At 61.5% G+C, this 15,948-nt stretch carries 17 protein-coding genes; 6 read left to right on the top strand and 11 right to left on the bottom strand.

All coding sequences use genetic code 11. From position 1 onward, the window contains the following. Positions 1–20 precede the first annotated feature (20 nt). Entirely contained in the window at positions 21–638 is a 618-nt protein-coding gene (gene lolB, locus ACQRBV_RS05440; protein ID WP_104995457.1) for a lipoprotein insertase outer membrane protein LolB, read from the bottom strand. 4 nt (positions 639–642) lie between these two features. Continuing rightward, complete coding sequence (locus ACQRBV_RS05435) at positions 643–2,367, bottom strand: tetratricopeptide repeat protein (protein WP_411985230.1); 1,725 nt, start codon at positions 2,365–2,367, stop codon at positions 643–645. Between the two features lie 182 nt (positions 2,368–2,549). On the opposite strand from ACQRBV_RS05435, the gene hemA reads away from it, so the two are divergent. From hemA to ACQRBV_RS05405, 6 genes are all read left to right on the top strand, one after another. Next, positions 2,550–3,839 (top strand): glutamyl-tRNA reductase, encoded by a 1,290-nt coding sequence (gene hemA, locus ACQRBV_RS05430; protein WP_060754818.1) that lies wholly within the window; start codon positions 2,550–2,552, stop codon positions 3,837–3,839. Then, positions 3,836–4,918 (top strand): peptide chain release factor 1, encoded by a 1,083-nt coding sequence (gene prfA, locus ACQRBV_RS05425; protein WP_060754819.1) that lies wholly within the window; start codon positions 3,836–3,838, stop codon positions 4,916–4,918. Before hemA ends, prfA begins: the two co-directional genes overlap by 4 nt. Then, positions 4,919–5,749, top strand: coding sequence for a peptide chain release factor N(5)-glutamine methyltransferase (gene prmC / locus ACQRBV_RS05420; RefSeq protein WP_104995458.1), 831 nt, complete (start codon positions 4,919–4,921; stop codon positions 5,747–5,749). After that, positions 5,743–6,498, top strand: coding sequence for a molybdopterin-synthase adenylyltransferase MoeB (locus tag ACQRBV_RS05415; RefSeq protein WP_411985231.1), 756 nt, complete (start codon positions 5,743–5,745; stop codon positions 6,496–6,498). Before prmC ends, ACQRBV_RS05415 begins: the two co-directional genes overlap by 7 nt. After that, positions 6,491–7,285, top strand: a complete 795-nt coding sequence (gene murI, locus ACQRBV_RS05410; protein WP_090366911.1) for a glutamate racemase — start codon at positions 6,491–6,493, stop codon at positions 7,283–7,285. The genes ACQRBV_RS05415 and murI overlap by 8 nt, the downstream gene beginning before the upstream one ends. Before the next feature lie 113 nt (positions 7,286–7,398). Continuing rightward, complete coding sequence (locus ACQRBV_RS05405) at positions 7,399–7,917, top strand: acyloxyacyl hydrolase (RefSeq protein ID WP_060754823.1); 519 nt, start codon at positions 7,399–7,401, stop codon at positions 7,915–7,917. Between the two features lie 311 nt (positions 7,918–8,228). Here the strand turns inward: ACQRBV_RS05405 and ACQRBV_RS05400 are convergent, their stop codons facing one another. From ACQRBV_RS05400 to ACQRBV_RS05360, 9 genes are read right to left on the bottom strand one after another with little or no spacing between them, the layout of a single operon-like run. Then, positions 8,229–8,534 carry a YkgJ family cysteine cluster protein gene (locus tag ACQRBV_RS05400; protein ID WP_060754824.1) on the bottom strand — a complete coding sequence of 102 codons (306 nt, stop codon included), beginning with the start codon at positions 8,532–8,534 and terminating at the stop codon, positions 8,229–8,231. A 54-nt stretch (positions 8,535–8,588) separates the two neighbouring features. Further along, complete coding sequence (locus ACQRBV_RS05395; protein ID WP_060754825.1) at positions 8,589–9,080, bottom strand: DUF2878 domain-containing protein; 492 nt, start codon at positions 9,078–9,080, stop codon at positions 8,589–8,591. Further along, entirely contained in the window at positions 9,073–10,344 is a 1,272-nt protein-coding gene (locus ACQRBV_RS05390; protein WP_090366905.1) for an SAM-dependent methyltransferase, read from the bottom strand. The genes ACQRBV_RS05395 and ACQRBV_RS05390 overlap by 8 nt, the downstream gene beginning before the upstream one ends. Continuing rightward, positions 10,331–11,140 (bottom strand): DUF1365 domain-containing protein, encoded by an 810-nt coding sequence (locus ACQRBV_RS05385; protein ID WP_411985232.1) that lies wholly within the window; start codon positions 11,138–11,140, stop codon positions 10,331–10,333. Before ACQRBV_RS05385 ends, ACQRBV_RS05390 begins: the two co-directional genes overlap by 14 nt. After that, positions 11,137–12,384 carry an NAD(P)/FAD-dependent oxidoreductase gene (locus ACQRBV_RS05380; RefSeq protein WP_411985233.1) on the bottom strand — a complete coding sequence of 416 codons (1,248 nt, stop codon included), beginning with the start codon at positions 12,382–12,384 and terminating at the stop codon, positions 11,137–11,139. The genes ACQRBV_RS05385 and ACQRBV_RS05380 overlap by 4 nt, the downstream gene beginning before the upstream one ends. Next, complete coding sequence (locus ACQRBV_RS05375) at positions 12,381–13,163, bottom strand: SDR family NAD(P)-dependent oxidoreductase (protein WP_411985234.1); 783 nt, start codon at positions 13,161–13,163, stop codon at positions 12,381–12,383. The genes ACQRBV_RS05380 and ACQRBV_RS05375 overlap by 4 nt, the downstream gene beginning before the upstream one ends. After that, positions 13,160–13,582 carry a nuclear transport factor 2 family protein gene (locus ACQRBV_RS05370; RefSeq protein ID WP_411985235.1) on the bottom strand — a complete coding sequence of 141 codons (423 nt, stop codon included), beginning with the start codon at positions 13,580–13,582 and terminating at the stop codon, positions 13,160–13,162. Before ACQRBV_RS05370 ends, ACQRBV_RS05375 begins: the two co-directional genes overlap by 4 nt. Continuing rightward, positions 13,575–15,017 carry a deoxyribodipyrimidine photo-lyase gene (phrB, locus tag ACQRBV_RS05365; RefSeq protein WP_411985236.1) on the bottom strand — a complete coding sequence of 481 codons (1,443 nt, stop codon included), beginning with the start codon at positions 15,015–15,017 and terminating at the stop codon, positions 13,575–13,577. Before phrB ends, ACQRBV_RS05370 begins: the two co-directional genes overlap by 8 nt. After that, positions 15,018–15,947 carry a MerR family transcriptional regulator gene (locus tag ACQRBV_RS05360; protein WP_411985237.1) on the bottom strand — a complete coding sequence of 310 codons (930 nt, stop codon included), beginning with the start codon at positions 15,945–15,947 and terminating at the stop codon, positions 15,018–15,020. It abuts the gene before it with no gap. Between the last annotated feature and the right edge of the window lies 1 nt (position 15,948).

Genomic DNA, 15,948 nt, shown 5'->3' with positions numbered 1-15,948 from the left:
TCAACTTATCTACGGTCACGTTATTGCCCCAGCTTGCGCGGTTGCCAGTCCTTGATCACCAGGGTGACGTCCAGGTCTGTGCCATGCAGCTTGATACGCTCCGGCAGCCAGTAGCCGCCCTGTTCTACATAGCTGAGGTACTCGACCTGCCAGCCATCCTGCTCCAGTGACGCGAGGCGGCTGTCGCCATTGAGGCTCAGACGGCTCTTGCTGTCCGGTGCGGGCAAGCCGCGCACCCACCATACAAGGTGCGACACGGGCAGTTTCCAGCCAATCTGTTCTTCCAGAAGCGCCTCCGGCGATGCCGCTTCATAGCGCCCCTGGTTGGCCACTTCGAGGCTCACCTGGCCGGGCCGACCGGTCAGGCGAGCTGCGCCGCGACCGAGCGGGCCGGACAGGCGAATATCGTAGTAGTCCTGGCGTTGCAGCCAGAACAGCGTGCCGCTGCCCGAATCTTTCGGCGCGCGCACTCCGACCTTACCCTCTATCTGCCAGCCATCAATGCTGCTGAGCTGGTTTTTGTGCTGTTTCCATTGCCCTGGGTTGCCCTGGCCTTCAACGGATTCGCGGCTACCGACACCCGCGCAGCCGGCGAGCAGGGCAATAAGACTGAACACTACAATGTGGCGCAAGAACATAAGCTTAAAGGGTCTCGGATCCGGTCAGGCGCTTGATGGTGCCGCGCAGGATAGGGCTTTCGGGTTGTTCCTTGAGGAATTTTTCCCAGATTTGTCGCGCTTCGCGCTGCTTGCCGTTGGCCCACAGCACTTCACCCAGGTGGGCGGCGACTTCCTGGTCGGGGAAGCGTTCCAATGCCTGGCGCAGCAGGCGTTCCGCTTCGTCCAGGTTACCCAGGCGGTAATTCACCCAGCCCAGGCTGTCGAGTACGGCCGGGTCTTCCGGGTTGATCTTGTGCGCTTGCTCGATCAGCGCCTTGGCTTCGTCGTAGCGCGTGGTGCGATCAGACAAGGTGTAACCCAAGGCGTTGAGTGCCATGGCGTTCTCGGGGTCGCGCTTGATGATCAGGCGCAGGTCTTTTTCCATCTGCGCCAGGTCATTGCGTTTTTCCGCCTGCATGGCGCGGGTATACAGCAGGTTCAGATCATCGGGGTATTGCAGCAAGGCTTGTTGCAGCAATTTCCAGGCGCGCTCGCCCTGCTTGTTGGCGGACAAGGTTTCGGCCTGGATCAAGTACAGCTGGATCGCGTAGTCCGGTTCGGCATCGCGGGCCGCGGCCAGGCGTTTTTCCGCTTCATCGGTACGGCCGTTGCTCATCAGGATGTCGGCCTGGCGCAACTGGGCGGGCAGGTAGTCGTTACCTGGGCCGACCTGGGCGTATTCCAGCAGGGCGGCCTGGGGATCATTGCGCTCTTCGGCAATACGGCCAAGGTTCAGGTGCGCCGAATCGACGTGGCTTTCCCGCGCAATCAGCTCCTCCAGATAACCCTTGGCTTCGTCCCAGGCCTTGGCTTCCAGGCACACCAGCGCCAGGGAATAGCGCAGCTCGTCATCGTCCGGGTACTGCTGGACCAGGTTGGCGAACTGTACTTTGGCGTCTTCCATGCGGTCCTGCTCGACCAGCATTCGCGCGTAGGTCAGGCGCAGGCGCTTGTCTTCCGGGTATTTCTTGATGCTTTTTTCCAGCAGTGGAATCGCTTCCTTGCCGCGATTGAGGTTCTGCAGCAGGCGCGCGCGCAGCAGAATCGGAGCGATCTCGCCCTCTTCCGGCGGGTTCTGCTCCAACAGCTTCAGGGCTGCGTCGGCTTCGTCATCCTGTTGCAACAGCAATGCCTTGCCGAAAATCAGCTGGCTGTTCTTCGGATGCTTTTGCAGCAGGCGGTCGAAACCCTTCATCAGGCCATTACGCGTGTCCTGGTCGGTATCGGCGGCCGACAGCGCGAGGAAGTCGAAATGGGTGTCACCCTTGCCCTGCAGGACTTTCTCCATATAAACCATGGAGTCGTCATAGCGCCCGGCGCGTGCCAGTTGAACGGCCGCGGCCCGCTGGGCTTCCAGGTCGTCCGGGGCGTTTTTTGCCCAGATCAGCGAGCTGTCCAGCGCAGCCTGGTCGGCGCCCAGGTATTCGGCGATGCGAAACGCTCGCTCGGAAATGCCGGGGTCTTGGGTGTTGATCGCCTGGGTCACATAGTTATCCAGCGCGATATCGAAACGATTTCGCTGGCCGGCCAGTTCCGCCGTCAGCAGGCTGTAGACCGTCTCTTCACTGAACGAGGAGTAAACCTTGGGTTTTTCAGGGGCGGGAGTGCTGTCTTCCACCGGTGGCGTACCGTCCGGCGATACGGGTGCCATGGCTTGGCAGCCGCTGAGGAAGACAAAAGCAAGGAGCAACGCGGAGGATCTATTCATATAGGAAGAGGACGACTAACCTGCGGTCGGATCATCATGACACAAGCCTTCGGCCAAACATAACCGAGTCTCAGTGGATGCCTTTATAGACACAAGGCATTAGGACAATAGCCTACGGTGGTTGTTCTGAATCATTCGAAGTAGGACAATTGTCGGCTTCCCGACATCATCAGCGATATTGAATGGCCTTCCTCGCACTCGGTATTAACCACAAGACTGCTACCGTAGACGTGCGCGAGCGCGTGGCGTTTACGCCAGAGCAGTTGGTTGAGGCCTTGCAGCAGCTCTGCCGGCTCACCGACAGCCGCGAAGCTGCAATCCTTTCGACCTGCAATCGCAGCGAGCTTTATATAGAGCAGGAGCATCTTTCAGCGGATGGGGTACTGCGCTGGCTGGCCGATTACCACCATTTAAGCCTCGACGACCTGCGCGCCAGCGCCTATGTGCACGAAGAAGATGCGGCAGTTCGTCACATGATGCGCGTCGCCGCAGGGCTCGACTCGCTGGTATTGGGCGAACCGCAAATCCTCGGCCAGATGAAGTCCGCCTATGCCGTGGCCCGCGAGGCCGGCACCGTGGGGCCGCTGCTGGGCCGCCTGTTCCAGGCCACTTTCAATTCGGCCAAGCAAGTGCGCACCGACACGGCCATCGGCGAAAACCCGGTATCCGTGGCGTTTGCCGCCGTCAGCCTGGCCAAGCAGATTTTCAGTGACCTGCAGCGCAGCCAGGCGCTGCTGATCGGCGCCGGTGAGACCATCACGCTCGTCGCCCGGCACCTGCACGACCTGGGCGTCAAACGTATCGTGGTGGCCAACCGTACGCTTGAGCGCGCGAGCATCCTGGCCGAGCAGTTCGGTGCGCACGCCGTTCTGCTCTCGGACATTCCGGCCGAACTGGTGCGCAGCGATATCGTGATCAGCTCAACCGCCAGCCAGTTGCCGATCCTGGGCAAGGGCGCGGTGGAAAGCGCATTGAAGCTGCGCAAGCACAAGCCGATCTTCATGGTCGATATCGCTGTTCCCCGCGATATCGAACCCGAAGTCGGCGAGTTGGACGACGTTTACCTCTATAGCGTCGACGACTTGCATGAAGTGGTCGCCGAAAACCTCAAGAGCCGCCAGGGCGCTGCCCAGGCCGCAGAGGAAATGGTCAGCGTCGGCGCCGAAGATTTCATGGTGCGCCTGCGTGAACTGGCAGCGGTGGATGTACTCAAGGCGTATCGTCAGCAGAGCGAACGCCTGCGCGACGAGGAGTTGGCCAAGGCCCAGCGGTTGCTGGCCAACGGCAGCAGTGCCGAAGAGGTGTTGATGCAACTGGCCCGTGGCCTGACTAACAAGTTGCTGCATGCACCCAGTGTGCAGTTGAAAAAGCTTACCGCCGAAGGCCGCCTTGATGCGCTGGCCATGGCCCAGGAACTCTTTGCCCTCGGTGAGGGCGCGTCAGATAGCTCTTCGGATAAAAAACCGCAATGAAAGCGTCACTGCTCAATAAACTGGATGTGCTCCAGGACCGTTTCGAAGAACTGACCGCCTTGCTCGGCGATGGTGAGGTCATCTCCGATCAGACCAAATTCCGCGCCTATTCCAAGGAATACGCCGAAGTCGAGCCGGTGGTCGCCACCTATAAGAACTTGCTGAAGGTGCAGGCCGACCTCGAAGGCGCCCAGGCGCTGCTCAAGGACAGCGACCCGGACATGCGTGAAATGGCCGTGGAAGAAGTCCGCGAGGCCAAGGAAAAGCTGGCCGAGCTGGAAGGCGACCTGCAACGCATGTTGCTGCCCAAAGATCCGAACGATGGCCGCAACGTGTTTCTCGAAATTCGCGCCGGCACCGGTGGTGACGAGGCGGCGATCTTCTCCGGCGACCTGTTTCGCATGTACTCGCGTTATGCCGAACGTCGTGGCTGGCGCGTGGAGATCCTGTCCGAGAACGAGGGCGAACACGGTGGCTATAAAGAAGTCATCGCCCGGGTTGAAGGCGACAACGTCTACGGCAAGCTCAAGTTCGAGTCCGGCGCGCACCGTGTACAGCGGGTTCCTGCGACTGAGTCCCAGGGCCGCATCCACACCTCGGCGTGTACCGTGGCGGTGTTGCCCGAGCCGGACGAGCAGGAAGCCATCGAGATCAACCCGGCGGACTTGCGCATTGACACCTACCGTTCGTCGGGTGCCGGCGGCCAGCATGTGAACAAGACCGACTCGGCGATCCGGATCACCCACTTGCCGTCGGGGATCGTGGTGGAGTGCCAGGAAGAGCGTTCCCAGCACAAGAACCGTGCGCGGGCCATGTCCTGGCTGTCGGCCAAACTCAACGACCAGCAGACCAGCGCTGCCGCCAACGCGATTGCCAGCGAGCGTAAATTGCTGGTCGGGTCGGGTGACCGTTCCGAACGCATTCGTACCTACAACTTTGCCCAGGGCCGGGTCACCGACCACCGCGTCAACCTGACCCTTTATTCCCTCGACGAAATTCTTGCCGGCGGCGTTGAAGCGGTGATCGAGCCGTTGCTCGCTGAGTACCAGGCTGATCAATTAGCGGCGATCGGTGAATAAATGACCATCATCGCCAGCCTGCTGCGCGCCGCCGACCTGCCCGACTCGCCCACTGCGCGCCTGGATGTGGAACTCTTGCTGGCGGCTGCCCTGGGCAAATCGCGCAGTTACCTGCACACCTGGCCGGAGAAAATCGTCAGCAGTGAAGACGCGCTGACCTTCGCCGGTTACCTGCAGCGCCGCCGCAGCGGCGAGCCGGTAGCGTATATCCTCGGCCAGCAGGGCTTCTGGAAGCTGGACCTGGAGGTCGCGCCCCACACGCTGATCCCGCGTCCTGAAACCGAACTGCTGGTGGAAGCCGCCCTGGAACTGTTGCCCGCATCGCCCGCCAAGGTCCTCGACCTGGGCACCGGCAGCGGCGCCATTGCCCTGGCCCTGGCCAGCGAGCGGCCGGCCTGGCAAGTCACCGCCGTCGACCGGGTATTGGAAGCCGTGGCCCTGGCCGAGCGCAATCGCCAGCGCCTGCACCTGAAGAACGCCAGGGTGTTGAACAGCCATTGGTTCAGCGCCCTGCAAGGCGAGCGCTTTGATCTGATCATCAGCAACCCGCCGTATATCGCCGACAACGATCCGCATCTGGTCGCCGGCGATGTGCGTTTTGAGCCGGCCAGCGCACTGGTGGCGGGCCACGATGGCCTGGATGATTTGCGGTTGATCAGCCAAGCGGCGCCTGCTCACCTGAATGCCGGTGGTTGGCTGTTGCTTGAGCATGGTTACGATCAGGCGGCCGCCGTGCGTGACCTGTTGCTGAGCCAGGGGTTCGAACAGGTGCACAGCCGCATCGACCTTGGCGAGCACGAACGCATCACCCTGGGGCGCCGGCCATGCTGACCGACCAGGAGCTGTTGCGCTACAGCCGACAGATTCTGTTGCAGCATGTCGACATCGAAGGTCAGTTGCGCCTGAAAAACGGCCGGGCACTGATCATCGGCCTCGGCGGGCTGGGCGCGCCGGTCGCGTTGTACCTGGCGGCTGCGGGTGTGGGCCAATTGCACCTGGCGGATTTCGACACGGTCGACCTGACCAATCTGCAACGCCAGATCATCCACGACACCGACAGCGTTGGGCAGACCAAGGTCGATTCAGCCATGCGCCGCCTGACGGCCATCAACCCTGATATCACCTTGCTTGCCCACCGTGTGGCGCTGGATGCCGATTCCCTGGCGGCGGCGGTGGCGAATGTGGATGTGGTGCTCGATTGCAGCGACAACTTCTCCACCCGTGAGGCCGTTAACGCAGCCTGCGTCTCCGCTGCCAAGCCATTGATCAGCGGCGCGGCGATTCGGCTTGAGGGGCAATTGTCGGTGTTCGATCCGCGTCGCGCCGACAGCCCGTGCTACCACTGTTTATATGGGCACGGCAGCGATACCGAACTGACTTGCAGCGAGGCCGGCGTCGTCGGGCCTCTGGTGGGGCTGGTCGGTAGCCTGCAAGCGCTGGAGGCGTTGAAGCTGCTCGCCGGTTTTGGTGAGCCGTTGGTGGGCCGCTTGTTGCTGGTCGATGCCTTGACCACACGGTTTCGCGAACTGCGGGTCAAGCGCGACCCGGGCTGCAGCGTGTGCGGGACTCGGCGTGGATAAGGGCGCGCCTATCGGTGTGTTCGACTCCGGCGTCGGCGGCTTGACGGTGCTGGATGAAATTCAACGGTTGTTGCCCCATGAGTCGCTGCTGTATGTCGCGGACTGTGGGCATATCCCCTACGGCGAGAAAAGCCCGGCGTTCATTCTCGAGCGCTCCCGCACAGTCGCCGAGTTTTTCCGCAAGCGCGGCGCCAAGGCGTTTGTGATCGCCTGCAACACCGCGACTGTCGCCGCCGTTGCGGACTTGCGCCAGGACTACCCCGACTGGCCTCTGGTGGGAATGGAGCCCGCGGTCAAGCCTGCGGCTGCCGCTACGCGCAGCGGCGTCGTCGGTGTGCTTGCCACTACCGGTACCTTGCAAAGTGCCAAGTTCGCCGCCTTGCTCGACCGCTTCGCTACCGACGTGCGGGTGATTACCCAGCCTTGTCCGGGGCTGGTGGAGTTGATTGAAACCGGCGACCTCGTCAGCCCTGCGCTGCGCACTATGTTGCAGGGTTATGTCGAACCGCTGCTCAACGCCGGCTGCGACACCATTATTCTGGGCTGCACCCACTACCCATTCCTCAAGCCGTTGCTGGAGCAGATGCTCCCGCCGAGCATCATTCTGATCGACACCGGCGCCGCCGTGGCACGTCAGCTCAAGCGGTTATTGGGCGAGCGCGACCTGATAGGCACCGATAAGCCTGAACATGCGCAGTTCTGGACCAGTGGTGATGTCGATCATTTAAGAAATATCTTACCGACACTATGGAAATATCCTGGCGTTGTGAGTAGTTTTGGCTCGTGAAAAATTCGTGAAAAAACCTCGGTTAGAAGCTGAACTTCTGACACTACGCAGGCTTCTATACCGAGTTAGCCCTTACATATCACTCTAACTCCGTTCTTAAAGGACTGTTTCTTATGAAGCGTTTGTTCGCTTTGGCTACGATTGTGGCCGCTGTGGTGGGACACTCTGTTTCGGCCCAGGCCGCCGGCCTGGAATTCGGGGTGGGGGGCACGAGTGATTCGACGATGACCTATCGCCTGGGTCTGACTTCCGACTGGGATAAAAGCTGGTGGCAGAGCGATACCGGCCGACTGACCGGCTATTGGAGCGGCGCCTATACCTATTGGGACGGTGACAAGCGCGCCAGTGTAAGCAGCGTGTCGTTCTCACCGGTGTTTGTGTATGAGTTTGCCGGAGAGTCGGTCAAACCCTACATCGAGGCTGGGGTCGGTGTAGCGCTGTTCTCGCGCACGCGGGTCGAGGACAATAACATCGGCCAGTCCTTCCAGTTCGAAGACCGGTTGGGCTTTGGCCTGCGCTTTGCGGGTGGGCATGAAGTGGGTATCCGTGCCACGCACTATTCCAACGCGGGCATCAGCAGCAACAACGACGGGGTGGAAAGCTACTCGCTGCACTACACCCTGCCGTTGTAATTCTTCAGAGCACTGCCACACCCCTGTGGGAGGGGGCTTGCCCTAATGCCTGTCAGTTAAGCGATAGAGCGGACGATGGATAACCTGTGGGAGGGGGCTTGCTCCCGATAGGCCGCGCAGCGGCCTCAAAAATGGGCCTGCTACGCAGTCCATCGGGAGCAAGCCCCCTCCCACAATGACCGCGTTAAGCCTTAACTGACTGGCATCAGGGCTTGCCCCCGATAGCGCGGGTTCAGTCAATGCATCTGCAACTGACACCACGCAATCGACCGCAAGCCCTTCCCGCATTCTGCTCTGCGCTCATCTCAACATCAGCGATACGCGGTCGCAATCCCTTCACGCTCGGTCAGGCATTCCGGCGCTCCCATCTCGAACTCCCGGCAAATCAGCGGTCGCCTGTCGTAAATGGTGCACATCATCGTGTCCCGATCCAGCGCCGCACACCAGCCGTCGTCAAGGCGCAGCATGACTTCGCCGCCCCATTCATCGGTATCGATATAGCGCTCCGGCACACCGGTATCGGTGATCAGCATGACTTCCAGCTGGCAACAGCAGGCTGCGCATGTCGAACAGGTGACGGCGGGTTCGGTGATCTGGGTATGGGGGATGTGGGTCATAGGTGCGCAGTGTAAGGCAAGCGCATGATGTGCGTATGAATGCTCTGACAGACGTCACTGCTCCAGCTGCCGTGCGATCCAGTGCAGCAGTGGGAACAGCGCCGCCCACAGCAGCGCCAGGCCGATGAGGGTGAGTGTCGTGCCGTAACCGAAACGCACGCCCGCCAATTGGCTGCCGGCGTAATAAGACAACGGCCCGCCGATCGCCCCCAACAGGCTCGCCCGCCACCACGGCTGAGCGCTCCAGGCCAGGCAATGCCGCAGGGTGGTTGCCAGCAACGCCCACAGCAGCATCAGCCAAAAGGGAATCAGCGGCCCTGGAAAGCTGAAATGAAACACCCCAAATGTACGCAGGAAGGTATCGATCACGATGCCCAGCAAGGCCACGGCAAGAATCACCTGGCCTTCCTGGGACCATGAACTGGTCCATAACAAGTGGATGGCCAGCACTGCGCCGCCCACCAGTAACCAGCGACTGTCACCGCCGAGCACACAGGCAAACCAGCCGCACTGGAATAGCACGGCGTTTGCCAAGGGTTTAAGCACTGAAGCGCCCGAGCAAGGGCGGAGTGATCGCCGCGGGTTTGGCCAGCAGTAACTGCGCGGTGCCAATGGTTCGTTCCATGAAGCCTCCTTCGCAGTAGCACAAGTAGAACTCCCACAAGCGCAGGAAGTACTCATCGTAGCCCAGCTCGGAGAGCCGCGCGTGAGCGCGGCGCAGGTTCTCATGCCACAGGCGCAGGGTGCGTGCGTAATGCAGGCCGAAGTCTTCCATGTGCAGCAGGTTCATGTCGGTGTCGCGGCAGACGATCTGCAGCATGTTTTGCACGCACGGCAGGGCGCCACCGGGGAAAATGTAGCGTTGGATAAAGTCGACGCTGCGCTTGGCCTGTTCGAAACGCTGCTCGCGGATGGTGATGGCTTGCAGCAACATCAGGCCCTGCGGCTTGAGCAGGTGGGCGCATTGCTTGAAGTAGGTGGGCAGGAAACGATGGCCGACCGCTTCAATCATTTCGATGGACACCAGCTTGTCGTACTGGCCGCTCAGGTCGCGGTAATCCTGCAGCAACAGGGTGACCTGGCCCTGCAATCCCAGCGCCTCGATGCGTTTCTCGGTGTAGGCGAACTGCTCTTTGGACAGCGTCGTGGTGGTGACCTTGCAACCGTAGTGCTGCGCCGCGTACAGCGCCATGCTGCCCCAGCCAGTGCCGATTTCCAGCAAGTGGTCGGTGGGCTTGAGTGCCAGTTTCTGGCAGATGCGTGCAAGCTTGTTCAGTTGCGCCTGTTCCAGGGTGTCATCGGGCGTGAGGAATTGGGCTGCCGAATACATCATGGTCGGGTCGAGGAATGCTTCGAACAGGTCATTGCCCAGGTCGTAATGGGCCGCGATATTCTTCTGCGAGCCTTTGCGGGTATTGCGGTTGAGCCAGTGCAACGCCTGGGTGAACGGGCGGGCCAGGCGCGCCAGGCCGCCCTCCATGGCGTCGAGCACCTCCAGGTTGCTGACCATCACTCGCACCACGGCGGTCAGGTCCGGGCTGCTCCAGTAACCATGAATGAACGCCTCACCGGCACCGATAGAGCCGTTGGCCGCCACCAGGCCCCACACCGCCGAATCGAGGATGTGGATTTCCCCAAGCAAATGCGCTTCCCGTGCGCCGAATACCTGCCGTTCGCCGTCCTCGATCACCACCAGTTGACCGTGGCGCAGTTGGCTGAGTTGACGCAGCACGCCTTTGCGCAGCAGGGCGCCGGTCATGCCGTTGACGTTCATGCGGTGGGGCTTGACCGATAAGCTAGGGGATTTCATGGCGGTGATCCTTGGTATACCCGACTGCAGTGCGAGAGGCGCCATCGGCGGCCTGATGGGAAAAAATCGGTGTGCGTTTGAGCAGCAGCCGCAGCGCCTGCCAGTAAATCGCCAGGCAAGTCTTGGCGGTCATCCAGGGAAAGCGCCACAGGTAGCGATGCAGGCTGGCGCGATCCAGTGCTTGCCGTTGCAGGCTCAAGGTGGCGTCGAAGACTTTTTTCGCGCCCTGCCAATCAGCCATATGCACGCCCAGCCTGGCGCCGGGAGGGCTGAAACTCATGCGATATTCCAGGTCGCGGGGCAAAAACGGCGACACATGAAACGCCTTGGCTACGGCGAAGTGCTGGTGCTCACCGGCATCGAGGGCCTGGGCCGGCAGTACGTAGTGGTAGCGTTCGCGCCACGGGGTGTTGGTCACTTCACACAGGATGGCGGCCAGTGATCCATCGGCCTCGTAGCAATAGAAGAAGCTCACCGGGTTGAACGCCAGGCCCCAACTGCGGGCCTGGGTCAGCAGGCAGATAGCGCCTTGGGGTGTGCGCCCCAGCGCCTGGCCGACTTGCTGGCGCACGGCGTCGCTCAAACTCATGCCATGGCGAGTGAACTCACGCAGGTAATCCTGCTGACGAAAACCGAAGGGGGCCAGCCGGCCGGCGCCGGCCAAGGGGGACAGCCCGAGTACTTGGTGTTCTTCGTTCAAATCCAGGTACAGCAGGCCGATGCGGTAGCGAAAAGCATGGCCTCTGGGCGTAAACCGGCGATGGGCGATCCAGCCGCTGTACAAGGCGCTGTTCACAGGCTTTCTCCAAAGGCTTGCGCCACGCGCAGGGCGCTGACCACGCCGTCTTCGTGAAAACCGTTGGCCCAGTAGGCGCCGCAATAAAAGGTGTGGCGTGCGCCGTGCAATTCTTCCCAGCGCGCTTGTGCGGCCACTGCCGCGAGGCTGTATTGCGGATGGGCATAGGTGTAGCGCCCGAGGATCTTCAGTGGGTTGATCATCGGCGTCTGGTTGAGGCTGACGCAGAAGGTCGTCTCGCTGTCGATGCCTTGCAGGATGTTCATGTCATAGGTCACGGCCGCCTGCGTCTGCGCATCGCCGGCCAGCCGGTAGTTCCAACTGGCCCAGGCCAGCTTGCGCTCAGGCAACAGGCGCGTATCGGTGTGCAGCACCACATCGTTGTTGGCGTAGGGCAGGGCGCCAAGGATCTCCTGTTCGGCCTGGCTCGGGTCGGCGAGCAACGCCAGGGCTTGATCGCTGTGGCAGGCCAACACTACCCGGTCAAAGGCCTCGCTGCCGGCAGGGCTGTGGATAACCACGCCCTCAGGCGTGCGCTCGACCTTATGCACAGGGCAATTGAGGCGGATCCGTTCGCGAAAGCCTTGGGTCAACGGTTCTATGTAACGGCTGGAGCCACCTTCGATCACGCACCACTGCGGCCGTTTGTTTACCGACAGCAAACCGTGGTTCTTGAAGAAACGCACAAAGAACTGCAAGGGAAACCTGAGCATATCCGCCAGGGACATCGACCAGATCGCCGCGCCCATCGGCACAATGTAGTGCCGGATAAACCTTTGGCCATAACCGCCCGCTTCCAGATAAGCCCCCAGGGTCATCTCGGCGCTGATGCGCTGCTGTTGCAAGTCCAGCGGCGCCTGATGGTTGAAGCGCAGGATGTCGCGCAGCATGCCCCAGAATCCTGGCGACAGGATGTTGCGGCGCTGGGCGAAAAGACTGTTGAGGTTATTGCCGTTGTACTCGAAACCGGTGTTCTGATCGCACACCGAGAAGCTCATCTCAGTGGGTTTGAATTTCACCCCAAGCTGCTCCAGCAGGCGAATGAAGTGGGGGTAGGTCCAGTTGTTGAACACGATGAAACCGGTGTCCACCGCATAATGCTTGCCCTCGACCGTCACGTTGGCGGTGTGGGTATGTCCGCCAATACGGTCGCCGGCCTCGAACAGGGTAATGTCGTGGCGACGGTTGAGCAGGTAGGCGCTGGTCAGCCCGGCGATGCCGCTGCCGATAATGGCGATCTTCACAGGTCGTCCTTCTGCGGTGGCGGGCTGCGCAGCATGCGCTTGCCGATGATCAGTTGCGCGCGGTTGGGCAGTTTCGACAACGGCCACAGCGTGGCGATGAACAGCGCGGGAAAGGCGATTTCCAAAGGCCGTTTGGCAAGCCGGCCGAAGATATGCTTCGCCGCTTTGTCGGCGGACCAACTCAAGGGCATCGGGAAATCATTGCGTTCGGTCAGTGGCGTGTCGACAAAGCCCGGGCTGATCACCGTCACGTCGATATTCTCCGGCGACAGGCTGATGCGCAGCGCTTCGAACAGGTAGCGCAGCCCGGCCTTGGACGCACCATAGGCCTCGGCACGGGGCATCGGCAGGTACGTCACCGCGCTGGCTACCCCCACCAGATGCGGACTCTGGCCTTTGCGCAAGAGCGGCAAGGCGGCCTCGATGCAGTAACTGCTGGCCAGCAGGTTGGTGCGTATCACGTACTCGATGATCGATGAGTCGAACTGTTTGGCATCGACATATTCACAGGTGCCGGCGTTGAGGATCACCGTGTCCAGCGAACCCCAGGCCGCCTCGATCCGCTCGCCGATCTCGCGTACGGTCTGACTGTTGGTCAGGTCGCCGGCCACTACCAGCACCTGCCCCGAATAACGTTGGGCGAGTGCTTCCAGCGGGCCTTTGGTGCGCGCGCTCAGTGCCACGTGGGCACCGCTGTTGAGCAATTCCACGGCGAGCGCGGCACCGATGCCACTGCTGGCGCCGGTCAGCCAATAACGGCGGGGCGGTGTAGGGCTCATCCCAATCTCCTCTTCAGCCAACGGATCAATCGGCCGAATAGCGGCAAGTGTTCATAGAGCAGTGCGCCTGCATCAAAATAGTCGCGATGGCGGTAGACCTTTTCGTGCCACATCAGGTGTGAGCAGCCTTGTACCTTCACTTCCTCACCGTGGTTCAGGCGTGGGTGGCGAAAGCTCATGTTCCAGCGCAGGTAGCCTTCGCCTTCCGCCACTTGGTCAAACCCCTGGAAGTCAAAGCGCAACTGGTTGACATGGCTGTACAGCTGGGTGAAGTAACGGTGCATTGCGGGGAGCCCGTGGACTTCGTGCAGCGGGTCGGCGAACACAATGTCCGGGCTGTACAGGCTGTCGAGCCGGTGCAGGTTGTGCTTGTCCAACGCGGCGAAGGCCTCGGCGAACCGTTGCAGGAAATCACTCATGTTCAGCGGCCTCCTGGCGTTGCGGCAGGCTGCGGAACGCGGCCAGTGCGCGCTCGCGGGAGTGTTTCAGGTCGACCATCGGGCGCGGGTAATCGGCCACGCCGAACAGGCCGCCGACGGACTCCGGGTTGTGCACTTGTTTTTTATTCAGCGCGGCCAGTTCCGGCAGCCAGCGCTTGATGAACACACCCTCGCCGTCGAATTTTTCCGATTGGCTCAATGGGCTGAAAATCCGGAAGTACGGCGCCGAGTCGGTACCGGTGGAGGCGCTCCACTGCCAGCCACCGTTATTGGCGGCCAGGTCGCCGTCGATCAGGTGACGCATGAAAAAGCGCTCGCCCTCACGCCAGTCGATCAGCAGATTCTTGGTCAGGAACATCGCCACGACCATGCGCAGGCGGTTGTGCATCCAGCCGGTTTCCAGCAATTGGCGCATGGCGGCGTCGATGATCGGCAGGCCGGTGCGTGCTTGCTGCCAGGCGGCCAGCTCCTTGGGCGCGTGGCGCCAGGCCACGGCTTCGGTTTCGGGGCGGAAGGCGCGATGGCGCGACACGCGCGGGTAGCCGACGAGGATATGTTTGTAGAACTCGCGCCAGAGCAGCTCGTTGATCCAGGTGATAGCGCCGATGTCGCCGCTTTCGAATTCACCCTGGTTGGTTTGCAGCGCGGCATGCAGGCATTGGCGCGGCGACACCACGCCGGCGGCAAGGTACGCCGATAGCTGGCTGGTGCCGGGTTTGGCCGGGTAGTCGCGTTCGTCCTTGTAGTAGCTGATCTGTTGATCGGCGAAAGCATCGAGACGGCGGCGGGCCTCGTCCTCACCCGCAGGCCACAGGGCACGCAAGCTTTCACTGGGCGTTTCGAAGCCTTCAACGGTGGTCGGCACTGCATCACTGTCGAGCTTGAGTGGCGCCTGGGCTTCTGGTGTGGGCGCGATCGGCGGCAAGGCGCTGTGCAGGCGGGTATAGCAGACTTTGCGGAACTGGCTGAATACCTGAAAGTAGGTGCCGGTCTTGGTCAGTACACTGCCTGGCTGGAAAAACAGTTGGTCGAGGTAGCTGTGGAACGTCACGCCGTCGGCTTCCACGGCCTTGGCCACTGCGGCATCGCGGCGGCTTTCGTGGATGCCGTATTCCTCGTTGACATGCACCGACGCGACCGACAGCTCCCGACACAGTGCGTTCAGCACGCCCGGTACCTCTTCCCAGGTCGCAGCTGTGCGAATCAGCAAAGGAATATTCAGCGTGCCCAGCGCCTGGCTCAAGTGCTGCAGGTTGCGCAACCAGAAGTCGACTTTGCACGGTGCATCATCGTGCGCCAGCCATTGTTCGGGCGTGATCACGTAGATGGCCGCGGTCGGGCCTCGCCGGCATGCGGCAGCCAGGGCGGTGTTGTCGTGTAGGCGCAGGTCGGTGCGCAGCCAGATCAAATGCATTTAGACAATTCCACGCTGGATCAATAGCTGATGAGCCGACAACGGGTCTTCGGCCACGAACAATTGCGGGGTATCACGGCTCAACGCGACCAGTTCGGCCTGGTGGATGCATACCGTGGGGCCGGCAATCAATAGAGGGCAAGCAACGCCGCTGAAGTGTTTGGGCAGCGCCGCCAACTGAAGCGATTTGCTCGAATACAGCACCACGGCGCGGGGTTTCAGGTGAGCCACGGCCAGCGCCAGTTCGCCGGCCGGCAGTGGCCAGTCGAAGACTTCCACCGGGCAGTCGGCGCTGCTGGCCAGCCAGGCGCACAGCCACAAGTGCGGCTCAACGGGCAAGTCGGAATGGTTGATCAGCAGCAACGGGGCGCCATGCAGTTGGCGATTGTTGTGATAGATGCGCGCGCCGAACTTGCTGCGCAGCCATGACAGGAAAAACACCCGCTCCATTTGTGCGCCGAGTTGGCCCTGCCACTTTTGCTCCAGTTCATTGAGCAGCGGCAGCATTAATTGCTCGCACAAGGTCCGTGGCGGGTACAACGCCATGGCCTGGTTGAACGCATCGTCGACCCGGCGCTCGGCCAGCTCGCTGATGGCCTGCACCAGTGTCTGGCGCAGGGCGTGCCATTCGTTTTCGACGGCGTCAGGCGGGGATTGGGCGGAGTCGATCAGGGACTTCACCTGGCTGACCGGCACGCCGCGATTGAGCCAGGTCAGAATGGTGTGGATACGTTGGACATGCTCGGCGCTGAACAGCCGGTGGCCCTTGGGCGTACGCTGCGGCACGATCAGGCCATAACGGCGTTCCCAGGCGCGCAGGGTGACCGGGTTGACACCGGTCTGGCGCGCCACTTCACGGATCGGCAGCCAGCCATTTTGCAGGGCTTGCGCGATGTCCTCGCCGGGTTCGTCTAGCAGGGCAGCTTTCATA

Source organism: Pseudomonas sp. R11F, assembly GCF_050312575.1.
GTDB classification, from domain to species: domain Bacteria; phylum Pseudomonadota; class Gammaproteobacteria; order Pseudomonadales; family Pseudomonadaceae; genus Aquipseudomonas; species Aquipseudomonas palleroniana.
The sequence above is the reverse complement of the archived record's forward strand: the minus strand, read 5'-3'. Positions and strand labels throughout refer to the sequence as shown.

What these genes read in the sequence shown, in the direction of transcription:
- ACQRBV_RS05435 (WP_411985230.1), bottom strand. Translation starts at nt 2,367, where the DNA reads ATGAATAGATCCTCCGCGTTGCTCCTTGCTTTTGTCTTCCTCAGCGGC.
- lolB (WP_104995457.1), bottom strand. Translation starts at nt 638, where the DNA reads ATGTTCTTGCGCCACATTGTAGTGTTCAGTCTTATTGCCCTGCTCGCC.
- prfA (WP_060754819.1), top strand. Translation starts at nt 3,836, where the DNA reads ATGAAAGCGTCACTGCTCAATAAACTGGATGTGCTCCAGGACCGTTTC.
- ACQRBV_RS05415 (WP_411985231.1), top strand. Translation starts at nt 5,743, where the DNA reads ATGCTGACCGACCAGGAGCTGTTGCGCTACAGCCGACAGATTCTGTTG.
- ACQRBV_RS05360 (WP_411985237.1), bottom strand. Translation starts at nt 15,947, where the DNA reads ATGAAAGCTGCCCTGCTAGACGAACCCGGCGAGGACATCGCGCAAGCC.
- ACQRBV_RS05370 (WP_411985235.1), bottom strand. Translation starts at nt 13,582, where the DNA reads ATGAGTGATTTCCTGCAACGGTTCGCCGAGGCCTTCGCCGCGTTGGAC.
- ACQRBV_RS05400 (WP_060754824.1), bottom strand. Translation starts at nt 8,534, where the DNA reads ATGACCCACATCCCCCATACCCAGATCACCGAACCCGCCGTCACCTGT.
- ACQRBV_RS05405 (WP_060754823.1), top strand. Translation starts at nt 7,399, where the DNA reads ATGAAGCGTTTGTTCGCTTTGGCTACGATTGTGGCCGCTGTGGTGGGA.
- ACQRBV_RS05375 (WP_411985234.1), bottom strand. Translation starts at nt 13,163, where the DNA reads ATGAGCCCTACACCGCCCCGCCGTTATTGGCTGACCGGCGCCAGCAGT.
- ACQRBV_RS05390 (WP_090366905.1), bottom strand. Translation starts at nt 10,344, where the DNA reads ATGAAATCCCCTAGCTTATCGGTCAAGCCCCACCGCATGAACGTCAAC.
- prmC (WP_104995458.1), top strand. Translation starts at nt 4,919, where the DNA reads ATGACCATCATCGCCAGCCTGCTGCGCGCCGCCGACCTGCCCGACTCG.
- hemA (WP_060754818.1), top strand. Translation starts at nt 2,550, where the DNA reads ATGGCCTTCCTCGCACTCGGTATTAACCACAAGACTGCTACCGTAGAC.
- phrB (WP_411985236.1), bottom strand. Translation starts at nt 15,017, where the DNA reads ATGCATTTGATCTGGCTGCGCACCGACCTGCGCCTACACGACAACACC.